This window comes from Nonomuraea sp. CA-141351 (assembly GCF_050944675.1).
Classification (GTDB): domain Bacteria; phylum Actinomycetota; class Actinomycetes; order Streptosporangiales; family Streptosporangiaceae; genus Nonomuraea.
Map to the genome: position 1 here is coordinate 3,871,190 of NZ_CP191982.1, position 19,236 is coordinate 3,890,425.

At 70.3% G+C, this 19,236-nt stretch carries 18 protein-coding genes; 14 read left to right on the forward strand and 4 right to left on the reverse strand.

Annotated features, from left to right (window positions below; genetic code table 11):
* Nucleotides 1–2: 2 nt before the first annotated feature.
* A complete protein-coding gene (locus ACQPWU_RS18340) occupies nucleotides 3–1,037 on the forward strand; it encodes a hypothetical protein (RefSeq protein WP_433441561.1) in 1,035 nt (344 codons plus the stop codon).
* Between the two features lie 14 nt (nucleotides 1,038–1,051).
* Here the strand turns inward: ACQPWU_RS18340 and ACQPWU_RS18345 are convergent, their stop codons facing one another.
* A complete protein-coding gene (locus tag ACQPWU_RS18345; RefSeq protein ID WP_433441563.1) occupies nucleotides 1,052–2,389 on the reverse strand; it encodes a PLP-dependent aminotransferase family protein in 1,338 nt (445 codons plus the stop codon).
* A gap of 107 nt (nucleotides 2,390–2,496) precedes the next feature.
* Between ACQPWU_RS18345 and ACQPWU_RS18350 the strand changes: the two genes are divergently transcribed.
* Genes ACQPWU_RS18350 through ACQPWU_RS18375 form a run of 6 tightly spaced genes read left to right on the forward strand, consistent with a single transcriptional unit; the run spans nucleotide 2,497 to nucleotide 7,361 of the window.
* Nucleotides 2,497–3,429, forward strand: coding sequence for a hypothetical protein (locus ACQPWU_RS18350; RefSeq protein ID WP_433441565.1), 933 nt, complete (start codon nucleotides 2,497–2,499; stop codon nucleotides 3,427–3,429).
* Entirely contained in the window at nucleotides 3,426–4,226 is an 801-nt protein-coding gene (locus ACQPWU_RS18355) for a deaminated glutathione amidase (protein ID WP_433441567.1), read from the forward strand. The genes ACQPWU_RS18350 and ACQPWU_RS18355 overlap by 4 nt, the downstream gene beginning before the upstream one ends.
* Nucleotides 4,219–5,145: an ABC transporter substrate-binding protein gene (locus tag ACQPWU_RS18360; protein ID WP_433441569.1), complete on the forward strand. Its 927-nt coding sequence runs from the start codon at nucleotides 4,219–4,221 to the stop codon at nucleotides 5,143–5,145. The genes ACQPWU_RS18355 and ACQPWU_RS18360 overlap by 8 nt, the downstream gene beginning before the upstream one ends.
* Nucleotides 5,142–6,050 carry an amino acid ABC transporter permease gene (locus ACQPWU_RS18365; protein WP_433441571.1) on the forward strand — a complete coding sequence of 303 codons (909 nt, stop codon included), beginning with the start codon at nucleotides 5,142–5,144 and terminating at the stop codon, nucleotides 6,048–6,050. Before ACQPWU_RS18360 ends, ACQPWU_RS18365 begins: the two co-directional genes overlap by 4 nt.
* Nucleotides 6,051–6,058: 8 nt before the next feature.
* Nucleotides 6,059–6,811, forward strand: a complete 753-nt coding sequence (locus ACQPWU_RS18370) for an amino acid ABC transporter ATP-binding protein (protein WP_433445234.1) — start codon at nucleotides 6,059–6,061, stop codon at nucleotides 6,809–6,811.
* A gap of 28 nt (nucleotides 6,812–6,839) precedes the next feature.
* Nucleotides 6,840–7,361, forward strand: coding sequence for a GNAT family N-acetyltransferase (locus ACQPWU_RS18375; RefSeq protein WP_433441573.1), 522 nt, complete (start codon nucleotides 6,840–6,842; stop codon nucleotides 7,359–7,361).
* Between the two features lie 5 nt (nucleotides 7,362–7,366).
* On the opposite strand, the gene ACQPWU_RS18380 is transcribed toward ACQPWU_RS18375, so the two are convergent.
* Entirely contained in the window at nucleotides 7,367–8,248 is an 882-nt protein-coding gene (locus ACQPWU_RS18380) for a LysR family transcriptional regulator (protein ID WP_433441575.1), read from the reverse strand.
* Between the two features lie 84 nt (nucleotides 8,249–8,332).
* Here ACQPWU_RS18380 and ACQPWU_RS18385 point away from each other — a divergent pair, with 84 nt between their 5' ends.
* The 3 genes from ACQPWU_RS18385 (at nucleotide 8,333) to ACQPWU_RS18395 (ending at nucleotide 11,434) form a co-directional block, all read left to right on the forward strand.
* Nucleotides 8,333–9,580, forward strand: a complete 1,248-nt coding sequence (locus ACQPWU_RS18385; RefSeq protein ID WP_433441577.1) for an MFS transporter — start codon at nucleotides 8,333–8,335, stop codon at nucleotides 9,578–9,580.
* 33 nt (nucleotides 9,581–9,613) lie between these two features.
* Nucleotides 9,614–10,366, forward strand: a complete 753-nt coding sequence (locus ACQPWU_RS18390) for a B3/B4 domain-containing protein (protein ID WP_433441579.1) — start codon at nucleotides 9,614–9,616, stop codon at nucleotides 10,364–10,366.
* A gap of 189 nt (nucleotides 10,367–10,555) precedes the next feature.
* Nucleotides 10,556–11,434 carry a potassium channel family protein gene (locus tag ACQPWU_RS18395; protein WP_433441581.1) on the forward strand — a complete coding sequence of 293 codons (879 nt, stop codon included), beginning with the start codon at nucleotides 10,556–10,558 and terminating at the stop codon, nucleotides 11,432–11,434.
* Between the two features lie 583 nt (nucleotides 11,435–12,017).
* Here ACQPWU_RS18395 and glnA read toward each other — a convergent pair.
* A complete protein-coding gene (glnA, locus tag ACQPWU_RS18400; protein ID WP_433441583.1) occupies nucleotides 12,018–13,442 on the reverse strand; it encodes a type I glutamate--ammonia ligase in 1,425 nt (474 codons plus the stop codon).
* Nucleotides 13,443–13,535: 93 nt separating this feature from the next.
* Nucleotides 13,536–14,627 (reverse strand): hypothetical protein, encoded by a 1,092-nt coding sequence (locus ACQPWU_RS18405; RefSeq protein ID WP_433441585.1) that lies wholly within the window; start codon nucleotides 14,625–14,627, stop codon nucleotides 13,536–13,538.
* A gap of 77 nt (nucleotides 14,628–14,704) precedes the next feature.
* Here ACQPWU_RS18405 and ACQPWU_RS18410 point away from each other — a divergent pair, with 77 nt between their 5' ends.
* The 4 genes from ACQPWU_RS18410 (at nucleotide 14,705) to ACQPWU_RS18425 (ending at nucleotide 19,189) form a co-directional block, all read left to right on the forward strand.
* Nucleotides 14,705–15,166, forward strand: a complete 462-nt coding sequence (locus ACQPWU_RS18410) for an RDD family protein (RefSeq protein WP_433441586.1) — start codon at nucleotides 14,705–14,707, stop codon at nucleotides 15,164–15,166.
* A gap of 59 nt (nucleotides 15,167–15,225) precedes the next feature.
* Complete coding sequence (locus ACQPWU_RS18415; RefSeq protein ID WP_433441588.1) at nucleotides 15,226–15,837, forward strand: TetR/AcrR family transcriptional regulator; 612 nt, start codon at nucleotides 15,226–15,228, stop codon at nucleotides 15,835–15,837.
* Complete coding sequence (locus tag ACQPWU_RS18420) at nucleotides 15,834–16,781, forward strand: hypothetical protein (protein WP_433441590.1); 948 nt, start codon at nucleotides 15,834–15,836, stop codon at nucleotides 16,779–16,781. Before ACQPWU_RS18415 ends, ACQPWU_RS18420 begins: the two co-directional genes overlap by 4 nt.
* Nucleotides 16,782–16,843: 62 nt before the next feature.
* Nucleotides 16,844–19,189, forward strand: a complete 2,346-nt coding sequence (locus ACQPWU_RS18425; RefSeq protein ID WP_433441592.1) for a glycoside hydrolase family 3 protein — start codon at nucleotides 16,844–16,846, stop codon at nucleotides 19,187–19,189.
* Nucleotides 19,190–19,236 lie beyond the last annotated feature (47 nt).

Sequence of the window (19,236 nt, forward strand, 5' to 3'; positions counted from 1 at the left end):
AGGTGTTATCCATTTATGTGGATCTGGCCCTCGGCCTGGTGGTGTCGTTCCTGCTGCTGTCGCTGCTGGTGAGCGGCCTGAACGAGGCGTTCGTGCGGGTGCTCGCCATCCGCAGCAAGTTCCTGTGGGCCTACCTCAGGGACACCATGGACGGCTCCGACAAACAGGGTAGGTCATGGTTGCCGGCCAAGGTGCGTGACGTCTTCGCGGCGTTGCCCTTCGTCCGCGACCCGCGCCCCAAGCACAGCGATCAGCCCTCGCCCGCCGAGCCGGGCGCCCTGCCGGCGCGGGAGAGCAAGGCCGAGGACACCATGGTCAACCTGCTCTACCAGCGCGTCCAGGAGATCGACCACCCCAAGAGGGGCCGGACCAGCATCGCGAACATCCCTCCTGGGCGCTTCGCGGTGGCGCTGATGGAGCTGGCCGCGGGCCAGCCGGACGGCGTCGAGGGGTTCCTGGAGAGGCTCAAGGAAATGCGCAGCCCCCTCTACGGACACCTCAAGGGCGTGTGGGAGACGGCGCAGCGCGACCTCGACCGGTTCAGGCAGGGCGTGGAGACCTGGTTCGACGGGGAGATGCAGCGGCTGTCCATGCTCTACAAGCGGTACGTCAAGTGGGTCGTCGCTGTGCTGGGCCTGCTCGTGACGCTGGTGTTCACCATGGACGGGCTGGAGTACGCCAAGACGCTGCTGCGGGACAACGCCTTCCGCACCTCGGTGACGGCTGTCGCGGAGGCGGGGCCCGACGCGTACAACGAGCTGAAGGCCCGCTGCACGGGCGGAGACCCGGTGCAGTGCGTCACCGAGACGCTCAGCCAGCCCGCGCTGGTCAGGATGGCCGACCACGCGCTGGTCAGCCTGTCGATCCCGGCGCAGGGCGATCCGTCCGTGCACTGGAACGGCGGCGTGTGGTGGGACCGGGTCACCACGCCGAGCCACTGGCCCGGCTTCCTGCTGACAAACGTGGCGCTGATGTTCGGGGCGCCGTTCTGGTGGGACGTGCTCCGGCGCATCACCGGCATCAAGACGCGACGCTGAGCCCAGCGGGGTGATCAGGACTCGCCTCTGGCCGCCAGGGTGATCACGTCGGCCAGGTCCGCCAGCTCGGAGGGGTCGTCGGTGAGCCTGGCCGTGGCCAGCCGCAGGTGGTGCGTGGCGGCGGGCCGGATCACGTACCGGCTGCCGGCCGCGACGGAGATCCCGTGCGCGGCCAGCGTGACCAGCGCCGCCGACTCCTCACGCACCGGCACCCACAGCACGAGCCCGTCCCCGCCGCCCGTGCGCACGCCGCGTGCCCCCAGCTCCGAGGCCAGCCGCGCCCGCCGCCCCGCGTAGACGGCGCGTGCGTGCTCGACGCGGGCCCGTACCTCGCCGTCGCCGAGCAGGTGGGCCAGTGTGTCCTGCAGGATGCGGCTGGTCCAGCCGGTGCCGAAGCTGCGCAGCACGCGCACCCGCTCCACCGCGTCCGCGGCCCCGCCGATGACCGCGATGCGCAGGTCGGGGCCGTGCGACTTGGAGTACGAGCGCACCAGCACCGTACGGTCGGGAAAGCGCGTCCCCATGCTCACCATCGGTGAGACCGACAGCTCGCCTATCCCGTCGTCCTCCACGATCAGCGTCGACGTCGGCTCAAGGAGCGCGGCCAGCTCGGCCGAGCGCTCGGCGGTCACGGCGTGGCCGCAGGGCGACTGGCCGCGCGGCTGGTAGACGAACGCCACCGGCCTGGCCCGCAGGGCCTTGGCCAGCGCGTCGGGGATCGGCCCGTGCTCGTCGCAGGCCACGGGGATGATCTGGACGCCGATCGTCTCCAGGATGTCCAGCAGCCGGGCGCCGGTCGGCTCTTCGATCGCGATCCTGTCGCCGGGCAGCGCCGTCGTCTGGCAGAGCAGCTGCACTCCCTCGTACCCGCCGCCCACCGCGAGCCAGCCCCGCGCGGGGAACGGCCAGGTCGGCTCCACGGCGGCACGCAACCGAGGCGTGATCGTCTCCCGCGTGTAGTCGTTGAGCCGTTCCGTACCGGCGGCGGCGATCAGCGCGGCCTCCAGCGGCGGCAGCAGCGCCGGGTCGGGCGAGGCAATGGCCAGGTCGATGGCCAGCCGGTCGCCCCAGTGGCCGATGCGCTCGTACCGGATGGGACGCGGCACGTCGGGCGGCCCGAGCACCACCGTGCCGCGGCGGCGGTCGGTGTGGATCATCCCGTGCCGGCGCAGCTCCGACCACGCCTCCGCCACGGTCCCCGAGCTGACGCCCAGCTCCCTGGCCAGGCTCCGCACCGTCGGCAGGCGCGTCTGCGCGGTGACCGTGCCCTGCCTGATCAGGTCGGTCAGGGCGGCGGCGATCCCGCGCGCGGTCGGCTCGCCGATCTGGTGCGCCAGCCAGGCGGCTTCCACGTGACCTCCTGTAAATCTTTGTTCAGCAACAAAGATCGTCTTGTGTGGGGAAACGCTCTGAACATATGGTTTCGAGCAATTCAACGCAAGCGAACTTTGGGGTGTTTGTGCGTATTCGGCTAGGTCTGCGGGACTGGGACCATCTCGTGCCGGTGGCGACCGGGGAGGTGCGGCCTGAGGGGTTCGAGCTGGACCTCGAGTCCCGTGCCGTCACCCCCGACGTCCTGAGCGAGCCGGACCTGGACGGCGGCGAGACGTCCTTCAGCAGGTACGTGCTCGGCCGCGCCGCAGGCGACGACCGCCTGGTCGGCCTGCCCGTCTTCGTGATGCGCGGCTTCCGGCACCGGTGCTTCCTGGTGCGCCGCGACAGCGAGCTGACCTCGCTCGAGGAGCTCAAGGGCGCGCGCATCGGCCTGACCGGCTGGCCGGACTCCGGCAACACCTGGACCCGCGCCCTGCTCAGGGCCGCCGGCGTGGACATCAGGGGCATCGAGTGGACGGTCGGCCCGCTGGTCGCCGGCGAGACCGGCAAGGACCGCGTCGGCCCCGTGCCCTTCCCCGACAACGTCTCGCTGACCGGCGACGGCCTCGCGGAGGACCTCGCCGGGGGCCGCTACGACGCGATCATGACCCCGTTCATGCCAGAGGAGATGTTCACCGCCGAGAGCCGCTTCCGCCACCTGCTCCCCGACCACCGCGCCGCCGAGCTGGCCTACTACCGGCAGACCGGCTTCGTGCCCGGCATCCACCTGGTGACGTTGAAGCGCGAGGCCGTCGAGCGCGACCCGGGGCTGCCGCGGGCGGTGCAGGACCTGTTCGAGCGGTCGAAGCGGCACTGGCTGGCCCGGCGGCGCCTGCTCGCGGACACCACGCCGTGGCTGCTCGCCGACCTGACGGAGACGCCCAGGACCTTCGGCCCCGACTGGATGCCGTACGGCCTCGCGCCCAACGCCGCCATGGTCGCCGCCTTCTGCGAGGAGCTCCACGCCCAGGGAATCTCATCCCGCCCGATCGGACCCGAGGAGGTCTTCGACCTATGAGAATCGCCGTTGGACAGTTCGCCACCTCCGAGGAGTGGACGGACAACCTCAAGACCTGCCAGGACCTGATCGACCGGTCCGTCGCGGGCGGCGCCGACCTGCTGGTGCTGCCCGAGGGGGCGATGGCGCTCTTCATCGACGACCCCGTACGCATCCGCGAGGCCGCCCAGCCGCTGGACGGGCCGTTCGTCAGCGGGCTGGTCGAGCACACGCGCGGCTCGTCCACCACCGTGATCGTCGGGGTGCACACCCCGTCGGGCGACGGCCGCGTGTTCAACGTCCTGGTGGCCGCCAGGGACGGCGAGATCGTCGGGACGTACACCAAGCTGCACCTGTACGACGCCTTCGGCCGGCGCGAGTCCGACAACGTCGTGCCCGGCACCGACGCGCCCGTGGTGATCGACGTGGCGGGCTGGAAGGTCGGCATGATGACCTGCTACGACGTGCGTTTCCCCGAGCTGGCCAGGCTCCTGGCCGACCAGGGCGCCCAGGTGATCGCGCTGCCGACCGCGTGGGTGCGCGGCCCGGCCAAGGAATGGCACTGGGAGGTCATGGTCACCGCCCGCGCCCTGGAGAACACCGTGTACGTGGCGGCGTCCGGCGAGTGCGGACGCCGCAACATCGGGGCCAGCATGGTCGTCGACCCGCTCGGCATCACCCGGGCCCGCCTCGGCGACGCGCCGGGCCTGCTGTGGGCCGACGCCTCGGCGGAAGAGCTCGAGCGAGCCCGCCTCAGCCTCCCCGTCCTCGAGAACCGGCGCTTCGCCGTCGACCCCCGATTGGAGCGACATGTCTAAGTCCGCGACGGCTGCCCTGCTCGGCGCCGCCCTCCTGCTGGCCGGCTGCGGCGCCAACCCGGAGGAGGCCGAGGGCGCGCTCAGCTCCCAGCCGGCCGCCTCCGGCACCGTGGCCGCCCAGGGCAAGGACCAGGCCCTGTACGACCGGCTGCCCGAGAAGGTGAAGACCGCGGGCAAGCTGGTCTCGGTGAACAACGGCTCCTTCCCGCCGTACGAGATCGCCGGGGCGGACGGCAAGTCCATGACCGGCGCCGCGGCCGACCTGTCGGAGGCGCTCGGCCAGCTGCTCGGCGTCAAGATCGAGCACGTCACCGTGGACGGCCTGCCCAGCCAGCTCACCGGCATCGCCTCGGGCCGCTACGACGTGGCCATCGGGCCGGTGGGCGACTTCCCCGACCGGCAGAAGTCCAACGACTTCGTGGACTGGGTCAAGGAGTTCGTCGTCTTCGCCGTGCCGAAGGGCAACCCGCACAAGATCAACTCGGTGGCGGACACCTGCGGTCTGAAGATCTCGGTCATGGCCGGCGGCTCCGCCGAGGCGGTGATCAAGAACCAGTCCGAGACGTGCGCCAAGGAGGGCAAGCCGAAGATCACCGTACAGTCGTACAAGGACCAGCCCACCTCGGTGCTGGCGGTCAGCTCGGGCCGGGCCGACGCGTTCTTCTCCTCCCAGGCGCCGCTCACGTACTTCGTGTCGCAGTCCGGCGGCAAGCTGGAGCTGGCGGGCAAGGGGCAGAGCAACGGGTTCGACGACCTCTACCAGGGGGCCGTCGTCGGCAAGGACTCGCCGCTGCGTGACGTGCTGAGGGACGGCATCCAGAAGCTCATGGACAACGGCACGTACGCCAAGATCATGGACAAGTGGGGCACGTCCGACAACAAGCTGGACAAGGCCGGCGTCAACCTGGCGGCATCATGAGCCTGCCGGAAGTCGACGTCGCGGGCGCGTCCCGTACCCGCCATCCGCTGCGCTGGGTGGCCTCGATCATCCTGCTGGTGCTGGCCGCCCAGCTCGTGAGCCTGCTGGTCACCAACCCCAACTTCCAGTGGGACGTGGTCTTCAGGTACGTCAACGCGCAGATCATCGGCCAGGGCATCTTCACCACGCTGCTGCTCACCGTGATCGCGATGGCCGTGGGCGTGGTGCTCGGGGTGCTGCTGGCGATCGGGCGGATCTCGGACAACCCGGTCGCGCGGGCGGCCTGCGGGCTCTACGTCTGGTTCTTCCGCGGCACGCCGGTGCTGGTGCAGCTCGTGCTCTGGTACAACCTGTCGTACCTGCTGCCGAAGGTCTCCTTCGGCATCCCGTTCGGGCCGGAGTTCCTCAGCGCCGACACCAACCAGGTCATCACCCCGCTGCTCGCGGCCATCCTGGGGCTCGGGCTGAACGAGGGCGCGTACATGGCCGAGATCATCCGCGGCGGGCTCATGTCGGTGGACCCCGGGCAGACCGAGGCCGCCTCGGCGCTCGGCATGAGCAACGCCCGCACCTTCCGCAGGATCGTGCTGCCCCAGGCCATGCGGTTCATCATCCCGCCCACCGGGAGCCAGGTGATCAGCATGCTGAAGGCCACGTCGCTGGTGAGCGTCATCGCGCTGGCCGACCTGCTGTACACGGTGCAGTCGATCTACAATCGCACCTTCCAGACCATCCCGCTGCTGATCGTCGCCTGCGTCTGGTACCTGGTGATCACCTCGATCCTGTACGTCGGCCAGTCGTTCATCGAGCGGCACTACGCGCGCGGCGCCACCAGGAACGCCCCGCAGAGCTTCTGGGCCTTCCTGGCCTTCCGCCGCCGCCGTCCCTCGGAGGTGACGTCGTGACCGTCCCCATGGTCCACGCCCGTGCCGTACGCAAGCACTTCGGCCATCTCGAAGTCCTCAAGGGCATCGACCTCGACGTCCACCCGGGGGAGGTCGTGGTCGTCCTCGGCCCGTCCGGCTCGGGCAAGTCGACGTTCCTGCGCTGCGTGAACCACCTGGAGACCATCGACGGCGGCGCCATCCACGTCGACGGCGAGCTGATCGGGTTCCAGGCGTCCGGCGGCAAGGTACGGCACCTGCGCAAGGGCGAGATCACCCGTCAGCGCCGCGAGATCGGCATGGTCTTCCAGCAGTTCAACCTGTTCCCGCACTTCACGGTGTTGCAGAACGTCATAGAGGCGCCGGTCGGCGTCCGCCGCGAGCCCCGGGAGCAGGCCAGGGAACGTGCGCTCGCCCTGCTGCGGCGCGTGGGCCTCGAGGACAAGGCGGGCGCCTACCCGAGGCAGCTCTCGGGCGGGCAGCAGCAGCGGGTCGCCATCGCCAGGGCGCTGGCCATGCGGCCCAAGCTGATGCTCTTCGACGAGCCGACCAGCGCGCTCGACCCGGAGCTCGTGGGGGAGGTGCTGGCCACCATGAAGGGCCTCGCCGAGGACGGGCTGACCATGATCGTGGTGACTCACGAGATCGGGTTCGCCCGCGAGGTGGCCGACCGGGTGGTGTTCATGGACGGTGGCGTCGTGGTCGAGTCGGGCACGCCCGCGGACGTCCTGGACAACCCCAGCAGCCCGCGTACCAAGGCCTTCCTCAGCCGCGTGCTGTGAACGCCCGTCCCGCATTATCGTGGCTCGGATGCGGACCCAGCGATTGATCATGCGCAGGTGGCGCGACGAGGACCGGGAGCCCTTCGCCGCCATGAACGCCGACCCCGAGGTGATGGAGCACTTCCCGGCCACGCTCACCCGCGCGGAGAGTGACCACTTCGCCGACAGGATCGAGGAGGAGTTCGACAAGCACGGCTACGGGCTGTGGGCGCTGGAGGTGCGCGACAGCGGGGAGTTCATCGGCTTCACCGGCCTGATCTGGCAGACGTTCGACGCACCGTTCCTGCCCGCGTGGGAGGTGGGGTGGCGGCTGGCGCGGCCGGCCTGGGGGCGCGGGTACGCCACCGAGTCGGCCAGGGAGGCCGTCAGGTACGCGTTCGACGAGGCCGGGCTGGACGAGATCATCTCCATGACGGCCAAGCGGAACACCCGGTCCCAGGCTGTGATGAAGCGCCTGGGGATGACCCACCTGGCCGACTTCAACCACACGCGGCTCGCGCCGGACAGTCCTCTCTACCCCCACGTGGTCTACCACCTCAAGCGCCCGTAGGCACGTCAGGCGCTCATGGCGTAGAGGACGTCACGCAGGGCGGGCTCGCGGCCGCGTAGCCAGACCAGCCGCAACGCCAGCGCCGGCGCGTAGAAGTCGAGTGGCACCAGCGCGCCGGAGGCCAGGTCGGGCTCCAGCACGAAGTCAGGCAGCAGGGCGCTGCCGAGCCCCTGCTTGGCCCACTCGCGAGCGGTCGCGATGCTGGTCAGCTCCCTGCGCGGCGCCTCCGGGCCGAACGCCCGGTCGGCCGCCAGCCGGATCGAGCAGCCGTCGGCGCTGACCAGCAGCGGCTCTCGGTCGCCGTCCGGCGCCGCGACCAGCAACAGCCTGACCTCGCCCACATCCAGGAAGTCCAGGTCGGGCGCCGGGCTGGGCCTGGACCTCGACCCGGCGGTGGCGACCGAGCCCGTGTCCTCGGGCACGGTGAAGCCGAGCCCGCCGATCCGCAGGCCCGTGTCGAGCAGCAGCGCCGCGTCCAGCTCGCCGCCGGCCACCGCGGCCAGCAGCGGCTGCCGGGTGAGCGAGTACACGTCCACGTCCAGGTCGGGGCGGCGTTCCGACAGGCGGCGGATCACGGCGGGGAGCCGGGCCGCGGCCAGCATCTCCAGCGCGCCGATCCGCACTCGGCGGCGCTGCCCGGTTACGGCGCGGCGCACCTCGTCGGCGTGGTCGAGCAGCCCCTGCGCCCGCGCCAGCAGCCTGGCGCCCTGCTCGGTCAGGCGCATGCCCTGGGGCGTGCGCTCGAACAGGGAGACCCCGAGGCTCCGCTCCAGCCTGCGCACCTGCTCCGACACGGACGCGGGGGCGAGGCCGAGGCTGTTCGCCGCCCCGGTGACGGTGCCCGCCCCGGCCACCGCGACGAACCCCCGCAACTGGCGCAAATCCATAAATGTCAGCATACGGTTTTCCCGAATGCCCCCTCAGATCATGCCTGTTGAGGGCGGACGGGGCGTTTCAGCAGGCTGAGGCGCATGATGTTCGGATTCTCCCTCGCCTACTTCCTCGTGATCCTCGACACGACCGTGCTGACGATCGCGCTGCCCGACCTGCGGGCCTCACTGGGTGGCTCGCTGGCCGGGCAGCAGTGGGCGGTGAACGCGTACACCGTCGCCTTCGCCGCCTCACTGCTCATCGGGGGAGCGGTGGCCGACCGGTACGGCGCGGCCCGGATCTTCAAGGCCGGCGTGGCGGCGTTCGGCGTGATCTCGCTGCTGAGCGCCGCGGCGCCGCACCTGGGCGTGCTGATCGGGCTGCGCGCCCTGCTCGGCGTGGCGGGGGCGCTCTGCACGGGCGGCTCGCTCGGCCTGCTGGGCCAGCTCTTCCCCGATCCGGCCGCCCGCGCCCGCGCCACCGGTCTGTGGGCCGCCATCACCGGCAGCGCGCTCGCCGCCGGCCCGCTGCTCGGCGGCCTCCTCGTCGACCTGTACGGCTGGCGCGCCGTCTTCCTGCTCAACCCGCCCATCGCCCTGATCAGCCTGCTGGCCATGCGCCGGGTCCACTCGCCGCGCGGCCGGCGCCTGATCGACTGGCGGGTGCAGGCGCTGGCCTGCGTGTTCCTGGCCCTGGTCGCGGAGGCCCTGATCGACGCCTCGACGGTGGCGGGAGTCCTGGCGCCGGCCGCCCTGGCGGCGCTGGTGCTCACGGAGCGCCGCAGCCACGCCCCGGCCCTGCCCGGCGGCCTCCTCGCGGCCACCTGGCCCGAGCTGCTGGCGGGCACGGTCGCCAACTTCGCCTTCGCCGGCGCCCTGTTCGTCCTCACGCTCCTCCTGCAGGACACCCGACACCTCACCCCGCTGGCCGCCGGGCTGGCCTTCCTCCCGCTCACCCTCCCCATGACCGTCAATCCGCTGCTCACCGGCCGCCTGGTGGCCCGCTACGGCCCCCGCCCGCCCATCCTCGGCGGCCTCGCCCTGCTCGCGACCGGCCTGACGGGCGTCGCCCTCACGGACGCTTTGGCGCCGTGGCTGGTGGTGATGGGGTTCGGGCTGTCGTTCGTGCTGCCCGCGCTGATGGCGGGCATGGTCAACAGCGCACCCCCGGGCACGGCCGGCACGGCGGGCGGCGTCCTGAACGCGTTCCGCCAGCTCGGCGCCACCCTCGGCGTGGCCGTCATGGGCGTCATCGGCCAGCCGCTGACGGCGGCGGCCGTCCTGACCGCACTGACCTGCGCCTGCTACGCGGTGAACGCGCGACGCGCCCGCTCGATCGTCTTGCAGTGACCCTGCCGGTCCGGCCGCGCCGAGGCGAGTATCGTGATCGGCGCGGCGAAGGGCCGAACGGCCGTGCTCCACGACGGGGATGACGAGGTGACCGTGCGTTTCCAGCATTCGACTGACATCTGGCGAGACTTCCCCGAGCTCGTCCCCGGGGTGCTCTTCGCGAAGGGCATCACGGCAGACGTCTCCGTCGACGACCAGGTCGCCCGGTTCGGTGAGCTCGCCGCGAAGCGGCTCGCGACCTCCTCGGAGGGCGAGCTGCCGGAGATCCAGGCGTGGCGGCGGGCGTTCTCGAAGATGGGCCTCAAGCCGACCCAGTACCGCTGCGCGTCGGAGTCGCTGCTGCGGCGCTTCAGGAAGGAAGGCGCGCTGCCGCGCCTGCATCCGCTGATCGACCTCTGCAACGCTGTCTCCATCGCGTACGCGGTCCCGGTGGCGGTGTTCGACGTCTCCAAGATCGAGCGGTACGTGGAGGTCAGATACGCGGCGGGCGACGAGACGTACCTGACCTTCTCCGGCGAGACGGAGCACCCGCCGCCCGGCGAGGTGGTCTTCGCCGACGCGGAGGGAAGGGCGCACGCCCGCCGCTGGACCAACCGCCAGAGCGGCCACTCGGCCGTCCGCGACACGACCACAGACGTCCTGATCGTCGCGGAGGCGCTGCATGAAACGGCCGGTGCGGACGTCGAACGCCTGATGGCCACGATCGCGGACGAGCTGGCCGCCATCTGGCCCGTCACCCCGAAGACGGCGACCCTGACCCGGTCCTCTCCCCGTTTCGAGTTCTAGGCCCCGGGCCGTGGCGGCCGGGGGGTCAGCTCGGGGAAACAGGCGCGCTGCAGCTTGGGAGTGCGGCGATTCGGCGCCCTGCGGTGCTGTCCTTCGGCTTAGGCTCTGAGAATTCGGGCGGCAGGAGCTGCGGCCCTCGCTGCCTGACTGCCCAGGCCGCTTCACGGAACAGGGCCGCGGGAGACGTACATGGACTGGTTGGTCTCGCTGGTAGGGGCCGCGATAATCATGGCCGCCCTACGGGACCTGTTCCATACGCTCTGGCACCCCACCCGTCACGGCGGTCTCAGCCGATTCGTCATGATGGCGATGTGGGGACTGGCCCGGCAGGTCCGTGCACGCAGGCGCGTGGTCGGGCTCGTGGGGCCGCTTGCCATGGTGACGGTGGTCGGCACGTGGGCCGCCATCATCATCCTGGGCTGGGCCATCGTCTACTGGCCTCACATGCCTGAGGCGTTCACCTTCACGCCTGGTTCCAAGGCGGCGCAGCAGTCGCCGCTGCTCGACTCCGTCTACTTCTCGCTCGTCACCGTTGCCACCCTTGGGCTGGGGGACATCGTGCCCGCCGAGGGCTGGCTTCGCCTGGTCTCGCCGCTGGAGGCTCTCGTCGGTTTCGTCCTCCTGACGGCCACGGTCTCCTGGGTGCTCGAGATCTACCCGGCGCTGACCCGCCGTAGGGTCCTGGCGGTCCGGTTGGCGCTCCTCCAACAATCGGACCCGTCCGTTCAGCAGCTCGACTCCACCGTGGGCGCCACACTGCTGGAGAGTCTGGCCACCGAGGTGGCGCGTGTCCGGATCGACTTCACCCAGTACGCCGAGGCCTACTACTTCCATGACGGGGAGGACCACTCGTCCCTGCCGGCCACGATCGGCTACGCCGATGACCTCGCCCAGCGTGGAAAGGCGGCCCGGCGGCCGGATGTGCGTCTGACCGGCGACCTGCTCGCCGGCGCGCTGAAAGACCTTGCCACCATCCTCGACCAGCGCTTCCTCCACACCGGCGGAACACCGACGGAAGTCTTCACCGCGTACGCCGTCGACCACGGGCGCGGCCTCACACAGTCCTGACCACGGCGCCCCGGCGGACGCCTCAGCTCCGCCTGGCGCTACGGCCCGGACAATCCGCACCCCAAGCTCAGAGGCGCACGTCGGCGTGGACGGCGCCGAGTGGGTCGCCAGGCCCGCCTACGACATACGAGCATCGCCCAGATAGGTGGGGGCTTCTCCCACGGTTCGAATAGGAACCGGTACACCATGTGTCGCGCCACATATCCCAATTGCATCCCGGCGGGTCCAATTATGGGAACCGGAGTGACGAGATTGGGATTATCGCAGGTCGGGATCATTCGAGCGACGGGCGAATGGAACGACGGTATTACCCCAAGTGACGACTTACTGTGCCATGGCTGCTACACCCAGTGGCATCGAGCGGAGGGGGAGACAGTCCAGTGCCCTGAAGATTGCGGAACCGCTATCAACTCCTCCACCAGCAAAGAACGGCCCGGCACCGATCACGGTGCCGGGCCGTTCTGTTCCGGTTCTGCTCCGGCTGACGTTGCTCAGCAACGAGAAACAACGGCAACCAACGGCAAGGGTTTCCCAGCTCAGCGCCCGTCTCCGGGAAGATCGCCAAGGCCAGGGAAACCGGCCGTCACACGTCGTAGTACATCTCGAACTCGTGCGGGTGCGGGCGCAGCCGGATCGGGTCGACCTCGTTCTCCCGCTTGTACGAGACCCACGTCTCGATCAGGTCAGGCGTGAAGACGCCGCCCTCGAGCAGGTAGTCGTGGTCGGCCTCCAGGGCGCTGAGCACCTCGGGCAGCGAGCCGGGGACCTGCGGGATGTTGCGGGCCTCCTCCGGCGGCAGCTCGTAGAGGTCCTTGTCGACCGGCTCCGGCGGCTCGATCTTGTTGCGGATGCCGTCGATGCCCGCCATCAGCATGGCCGCGAACGCGAAGTACGGGTTGCACGACGGGTCGGGCACCCGGAACTCGATGCGCTTGGCCTTCGGGTTGGAGCCCGTGATCGGGATGCGGACGCAGGCCGAGCGGTTGCGCTGGGAGTAGACCAGGTTGACCGGGGCCTCGTAGCCGGGCACCAGGCGGTGGTAGGAGTTGACCGTCGGGTTGGTGAAGGCCAGCAGCGACGGCGCGTGCCTGAGCAGGCCGCCGATGTAGTAGCGGGCCGTGTCGGACAGGCCCGCGTAGCCGACCTCGTCGTAGAAGAGCGGCGAGCCGTCCTTCCAGAGCGACTGGTGGCAGTGCATGCCGGAGCCGTTGTCACCGAAGAGCGGCTTGGGCATGAACGTGACCGTGTGGCCGTACTCGAGGGCCGTGCTCTTGATCACGTACTTGTAGAGCATCAGGTTGTCGGCGGTCTTGAGCAGCGTGCCGAACTTGAAGTCGATCTCCGCCTGGCCCGCCGTGCCGACCTCGTGGTGCTGCATCTCGACGTCGATGCCGCACTCGATGAGGTTGCGCACCATCTCGGAGCGCAGGTCGGTGAAGTGGTCCATCGGCGGCACCGGGAAGTAGCCGCCCTTGTAGCGCGGCTTGTAGCCGAGGTTGCCGCCCTCGGCCGCCTTGCCGGTGTTCCAGGCGCCCTCGATGGAGTCGATGTAGTAGTAGCCGGCGTTCTGCTTCGTCTCGAACCGCACGTCGTCGAAGATGTAGAACTCGGCCTCGGGGCCGAAGTAGACCGTGTCCGCGATGCCCGTGCCCTTGAGGTACTCCTCAGCCTTGCGAGCGACGTTGCGCGGGTCACGGCTGTAGGCCTCGCCGGTCAGCGGGTCGTGCACGAAGAAGTTCAGGTTGAGCGTCTTGTGCTGGCGGAACGGGTCCACCACGGCGCTGGACGGGTCGGGCAGCAGAAGCATGTCGGACTCGTGGATCGCCTGGAAACCGCGGATCGATGAGCCGTCGAACATGAGTCCGTCGGTGAAGACGCTCGCGCTGAAGTTTTCTACCGGGAAGGTGAAGTGGTGAGTCGTCCCCGGCAGGTCGGTGAACCTGACATCGACGAACTGCACCCCTTCGTCACTGATGAACTTCAGGACGTCGTCGGCGGAGTTGAACACTCTCGAACCTCCCTGGGGACTGGCCATCATGCCGACGCTAGGGCGTGGCCGTTTCCATATGGTGTCTCGTTTGTTTCGCACATGTTACGCAGATCAGGTGCCCTTTGATGCGGTGCAACCAGTGCTTTCATCCTCCTCCAGCTGGTACGGATCCACCGGCAATCCGGTGGGCGCCACCGTCTCGGGAGGCGAGTCCTCGTAAACGGGATGCACGAACGCGTCGCGCGTGTCGCAACTGGCGGGGGTTGTGCTCGGGTTCCAGGGGTCCGGCCAGACGACCAGGCGCCCGGATTCGCGATAGAGCAGCACACTGCCGATGGGATGGGCGACGAGCCTGATGGTGGTCTCGGGCCGGCCCGGGCGGTGCAGGGCGTAAACGACCAGGTGGTTCAGCTTCACCTTGACGCCGTGCCTGCCGTCCTCCTTGAAGGTGTCCAGCGTCGCTCGTCCATGCACCTTGATCACATCGGTGGCGAGCTCAGCCGTGCCCGGCGCGAAGCGGATGACGTATCCCGGGCCCTCCTCGTCGTCGTGCTTGAGGTTGCCGAGAAAGTCCGCACGCAGCTCGGGAGGCAGGAGCTCGGCGAACGCCGTCGGCTTGCCTCCCATGAGCGTCTCGCGGTCGAGGAAGGCCGCCCCGAACAGTTCGCGCGTCCGCTCCAGCCCTTTCGCCACGTCTTTCTTCGACAGCCCGCCCAGTGCCTTCGCTTCCGGCATCACGAAGCCGGCGATCCCCTCGGCGTAGTCCTCGGCGGGGGATCCGGCGAACGGGCCTGGCGGCTCCTCGCCGCCGCCCTCGGCTGGGTCTCCGGCGAGCTCCGCCGACGGCGCCGTGATCACCGCATCCTTGGGCAGCGCGTCGTCGGGCACCGCGCCCGAGGGCGTGAGCAGGTCGGGGCGGAAGGTCACGACCACGCCCGAGGCCGTGATCAGCCCCGTGATCACGGCCATCGCGATCCAGGCCCGGCCGACCCGCCGCCGGGGGGCCGCCTCGCTCTCATACAAGCCCGAGCGCTCATATAAGTCAGAGCGCCTTTCCTTCTTCATGCGCCGTTCTAAGCGGTCTGTACGCCGCTGCTCTTTGGCGCCTTTGACGGCCGCGGCCCGCATCCTGCGCTGCTGCTCCTCATCGATCTGCGCGACCAGCTCGTTGAAGCGCGCATCAAGGTCATCCCCGTTTGGCATGGCGTACATGATGGCCGCTTTGCGACGCGGTTGGGTCACAAAGCGGACCGGCCCATCTGGCGGATACCGTTGAAGGCATGAGCAGCAAGGAACCTCGGTGGACGCAGACCTGGCTGGGCGGGATCAGGTCCGCCGGGGTCGATCTCGGATACCCGGGGGAGCGTCTGGGCCTGCCCGAGGAGGGCAGCGGGTCGATCGCCGGCTGGGGCCGCAGGATCGCCGCGCTGGTCATCGACTGGATGATCTGCACGTGGGCCATCGTGCAGCTGCTGCTCAGGATGAACCCGGCCGAGCAGCCGTGGGCGCCCGCGGTCGTCTTCGCCCTGCAGTACCTGATCCTGGTCGGCTTCATGGGGCAGACCTTCGGGCATCGGCTGGCCGGCATCAGGGTGGCCGCGATGGACGGCGGCAACCCCCGCTGGCTGCCCGTGCTGGTGCGCACCGTGCTGCTGTGCGTGGCCGTGCCCGCCCTGATCTGGGACCGCGACCACCGCGGGGTGCACGACCGCGTGTCCAACACCATGGTCGTCCGCATGTAGCCCTCAGAAAAATCCGAACCGGGTTTAAAAATGAACCCGGTTCGCTTTATGCTGCCCTCATGGGGCTCAGGGAGCGGAAGAAGGAGCAGACGCGGCGGCGGATCGCGGAGGTGGCGCTGCGGCTGTTCGACGAGCGCGGCTACGACGCGGTGACCGTCAACGAGATCGCCGAGGCGGCCGGGGTCGCCAAGGTGACGCTGTTCAACTACTTCCCGACCAAGGACTGCCTCGTCACCGAGGGGGTCAAGGACGACCTGGCCGCGATCGTGGCCGGGCGCGCGGAGGGGCGCTCGCCCCTCGAGGCACTGCGCGAGCACTACCGGGCGCTGGCCGCCCAGGGCGCGGGCGAGGTGGACGTGGAGGCGCTGCTGACCAGGGTCCGCGTGATCGCCTCGAGCCCGGCCCTGATGGGCGCGCTGCACGGGGTGCGCATGAGCGAGCGGTACGAGCTGGCCGAGGCGCTCAAGGCGGCCCATCCCGGCGACGACCTGGCCGCGCAGCTCATGGCCGCGCTGATCACCGCCGCCGTCACCACCCTCCAGGAGGCGTTCTTCCAGCGCATCGCCGCGGGGGAGCCCCTGGAGGAGGCGGGCAGGCGCCTGGCGGGCGACGTGGAGCTGGCCTTCGACCTCCTGGAGCACGGGTTGACACAAAGAGGGGATAAATCATGAAAAAGGGGATCAACTATGACGTCGGGTTTCTCCCGGGCGACGGCCTGAGCCGCAAGTCGTTCCACATCGAGGACGTCCGGCGCGACATGCGCACGATCGCCGAAGACCTGCACTGCGCGTCGGTACGTATCTCCGGCCGCGACCCCGAGCGCGTCGAGGCGGCGGCCAGGGAGGCCGCGGCGGCCGGGCTGGAGGTCTGGTTCACCCCGTTCCCCGTGGACCTCGCGCAGGACGAGATGCTCGAGGTCTTCGCCGACTCGGCCAGGCGCGCCGAGGGGCTGCGCCGCGACGGCGCCGAGATCGTGCTGGTCACCGGCTGTGAGATCACCGGCTTCGGCAAGGGCTTCATCGACGGCGACGACTATGGCGACCGGCTCACCGCCATGATGAGCGGCGACGTCGAGTGGTGGACGTCCCTGATGCGGGTCATGCCGCGCTTCAACGCCTACCTGGCGAAGGTGGCCGAGACCGTGCGGCCGCTGTTCGGCGGCAGGCTGAGCTACGCCTCGGGGCCGTGGGAGCCGGTCGACTGGGCCCCGTTCGACGTGGCGGGCGTGGACGCCTACCGCGCCTCCTACAACGCCCACGACTTCGTGGACGAGCTGCGCGCCCACTTCAAGCACGGCAAGCCGGTCGCCGTGACCGAGTTCGGCACGTGCGCCTACCGCGGCGCGGGGGAGCGCGGCGGCTCGGCGTGGGTGGTGCCCGACGGCGCCGTACGCGACGAGGGCGAGCAGGTGCGCTATTTCACCGAGCTGATGGACGTCTTCGAGCAGGAGGGCGTGGACACCGCGCTGTGGTTCACGTTCGCGGCCTACAACAGGACCGGCGAGGCCGACATCGGCTCGTACGGCGTGGTGAAGATGCTCGACGAGCGGCGCTGGGAGCCCAAGGAGGTCTTCCACGCCATGGCGGCCAGGTATTCACGCAGGTCAGCGACCTAGGGCTGAGCCCGTATTCATCTTGAACCACGTTCGGTTTCGTCTTCCGGATGCTCGGCCCGCTGGTGAAGACTGTGCTGGTGGACTTCGACGAACTCATCGCCCGGCTCGACCTCAGCACCAAGATCCGTCTGCTCACCGGGGCCGACATGTGGTCGCTCCCGCCGCTGCCCGAGATCGGCCTCGACCGGCTCGTCATGAGTGACGGCCCGATCGGCGTACGCGGGGAGCAGTGGAGCGCGGGAGACCCCTCGATCGCGCTCCCCAGCCCGACCGCGCTGGCCGCCACGTGGGACGTGGAGCTGGTGCGGCGGGCCGGCGCGCTGCTGGCGCAGGAGGCCAGGCGCAAGGGCGTGCACGTGCTCCTCGCGCCCACGATCAACCTGCACCGCTCGCCGCTCGGAGGCCGCCATTTCGAGTGCTTCTCCGAGGATCCGTACCTGACGGGGGAGATCGGCGCGGCCTACGTCGAGGGCGTCCAGGAGGGCGGCGTCGCCACCACGCCCAAGCACTTCGTGGCCAACGACTTCGAGACCGACCGCTTCACCGCGGACGTCCGGGTGAGCGAGAAGGCTCTGCGGGAGGCGTACCTGCGGCCGTTCGAGCGGGTGGTGCAGGCGGGGGCGTGGGGCCTCATGACCGCCTACAACTCGGTGAACGGCACCACCATGACCGAGCACTCCGAGCTGGTGAACGGGGTGCTGAAGGGCGAGTGGGGGTTCGACGGGTTCGTGGTGTCGGACTGGACGGCCCTGCGCTCGACCGAGGCCGCCGCCATGGGAGGCACCGACGTGGCGATGCCCGGCCCGTTCGGACCCTGGGGCGAGAAGCTGGAGGCGGCCGTGCGGGAGGGGCGTGTGCCGGAGTCCGTCGTGGACGACCGGGTGCGCCGTATCCTGCGCCTGGCCCAGCGCGTCGGCGCCCTGCGCGGGACCGAGGACCGGCCCGCCGCCGAACGCCCGATTGACGGCGGGGCGCTGGCCCGGGAGGTGGCCACGCGCGGCTTCACGCTGCTGACCAACGACGGGATCCTGCCGTTCCGGCAGGTCAGGACGGTCGCCGTGATCGGTGCGGCCGCCGCCGAGGCACGCGTGATGGGCGGCGGGAGCGCGCAGGTCTTCCCCGGCAGGATCGTCTCGCCGCTCCAGGGCCTCCGCGATCGGGCCGAGGTCCGGTACGCGCTCGGCACCGACCCCCGGATCCGCCTGTCCCCGCTCCCCGGCCCGGCCACGGCCACGTTCCTGGACGCGGGGGGCGCGACGCTGTCCGAGCAACCGCTGGCCACGGCCGAGGCGCGGTGGATCGGCCAGCTGCCGCCCGGCGTGGACGGCGACCGGCTGAAGGCGGTCCGGCTGCGTACCACGTACACGCCGCAGAGCTCGGGCGAGCACCAGCTGTCCGTCGCGGGGGTGGGGGCCTTCACCGTCGTCGTGAACGGTGAGACCGTCTTCGACGGGACCCTCGAGGCGGACGGCGACGACCCGGCCGCGGCGTTCCTGTCGCCGCCCGAGCGGAGGCTGAGCGTGCCCATGACCGCCGGGGAGCCGTACGAGGTGGTCGTGACGCACCCGGCGGGGGCGTTCGGCGGGATGGCGTTCGTGTCCTTCACGGTCGGCCACGCGAATCCGAGCCCGGGCGAGGAGGAGCTGCTGGCCGAGGCCGTCCGGGTGGCGGCGGAGTGCGATGTGGCGGTGGTCGTGGCCGCGACCACGCCGGAGGTGGAGAGCGAGGGCTTCGACCGTACGGACCTCGGGCTGCCGGGACGGCAGGACGAGCTGATCCGGGCGGTCGCCGCGGCCAACCCGCGCACCGTCGTGGTCGTCAACGCGGGCTCACCGGTCGAGATGCCCTGGACCGAGGAGGTGGCGGCCGTGCTGCTCACCTGGTTCCCCGGGCAGGAGGCGGGGACGGCGCTGGCGGACGTGCTGTTCGGGGACGCCGAGCCGGGCGGGCGGCTGCCCACGACGTGGCCGAGGCGGCTGGAGGACGCTCCCGTGGTCAACGTGACGCCGGTGGACGGCGTGGTGGCCTACGAGGAGGGGGTGTCGATCGGATACCGGGCGTGGGAGCGGTCGGGGCGCGCGCCCGCGTTCTGGTTCGGGCACGGCCTGGGGTACACGACCTGGTCGTACGACTCGATCGCGGCCGAGGGGACGACCGTGACGGTGGCCGTCACCAACACCGGAGACCGCCCGGGCCGGGAGATCGTGCAGGTGTACGTCTCCAAGGTGCTGGCCGGGTTCGACGTGGTGGAGGCCGGGCCGGGGGAGACCGTGCTCACGACGATCTTCCTGCCCGAGCGGGCCTTCCAGGTCTGGGACGGCGGCTGGCGGACGGCCGAGGGCGAGTACGCGGTCGAGGCGGGCCCCAACGTGGGCGATCTCCGCCTGCCGGCCGTCGTGAAGATCTAGCCACGCGAGAAATGGCCGGTCGCGTTTTCCGTATCGCACCAGTTGGT

Bases quoted from the DNA above. Each gene is read 5' to 3' on its own strand.
- ACQPWU_RS18355 (WP_433441567.1), top strand. From the start codon at position 3,426: ATGAGAATCGCCGTTGGACAGTTCGCCACCTCCGAGGAGTGGACGGAC.
- ACQPWU_RS18360 (WP_433441569.1), top strand. From the start codon at position 4,219: ATGTCTAAGTCCGCGACGGCTGCCCTGCTCGGCGCCGCCCTCCTGCTG.
- ACQPWU_RS18365 (WP_433441571.1), top strand. From the start codon at position 5,142: ATGAGCCTGCCGGAAGTCGACGTCGCGGGCGCGTCCCGTACCCGCCAT.
- ACQPWU_RS18370 (WP_433445234.1), top strand. From the start codon at position 6,059: ATGGTCCACGCCCGTGCCGTACGCAAGCACTTCGGCCATCTCGAAGTC.
- ACQPWU_RS18375 (WP_433441573.1), top strand. From the start codon at position 6,840: ATGCGGACCCAGCGATTGATCATGCGCAGGTGGCGCGACGAGGACCGG.
- ACQPWU_RS18380 (WP_433441575.1), bottom strand. From the start codon at position 8,248: ATGGATTTGCGCCAGTTGCGGGGGTTCGTCGCGGTGGCCGGGGCGGGC.
- ACQPWU_RS18385 (WP_433441577.1), top strand. From the start codon at position 8,333: ATGATGTTCGGATTCTCCCTCGCCTACTTCCTCGTGATCCTCGACACG.
- ACQPWU_RS18395 (WP_433441581.1), top strand. From the start codon at position 10,556: ATGGACTGGTTGGTCTCGCTGGTAGGGGCCGCGATAATCATGGCCGCC.
- ACQPWU_RS18405 (WP_433441585.1), bottom strand. From the start codon at position 14,627: ATGCCAAACGGGGATGACCTTGATGCGCGCTTCAACGAGCTGGTCGCG.
- ACQPWU_RS18410 (WP_433441586.1), top strand. From the start codon at position 14,705: ATGAGCAGCAAGGAACCTCGGTGGACGCAGACCTGGCTGGGCGGGATC.
- ACQPWU_RS18415 (WP_433441588.1), top strand. From the start codon at position 15,226: ATGGGGCTCAGGGAGCGGAAGAAGGAGCAGACGCGGCGGCGGATCGCG.
- ACQPWU_RS18420 (WP_433441590.1), top strand. From the start codon at position 15,834: ATGAAAAAGGGGATCAACTATGACGTCGGGTTTCTCCCGGGCGACGGC.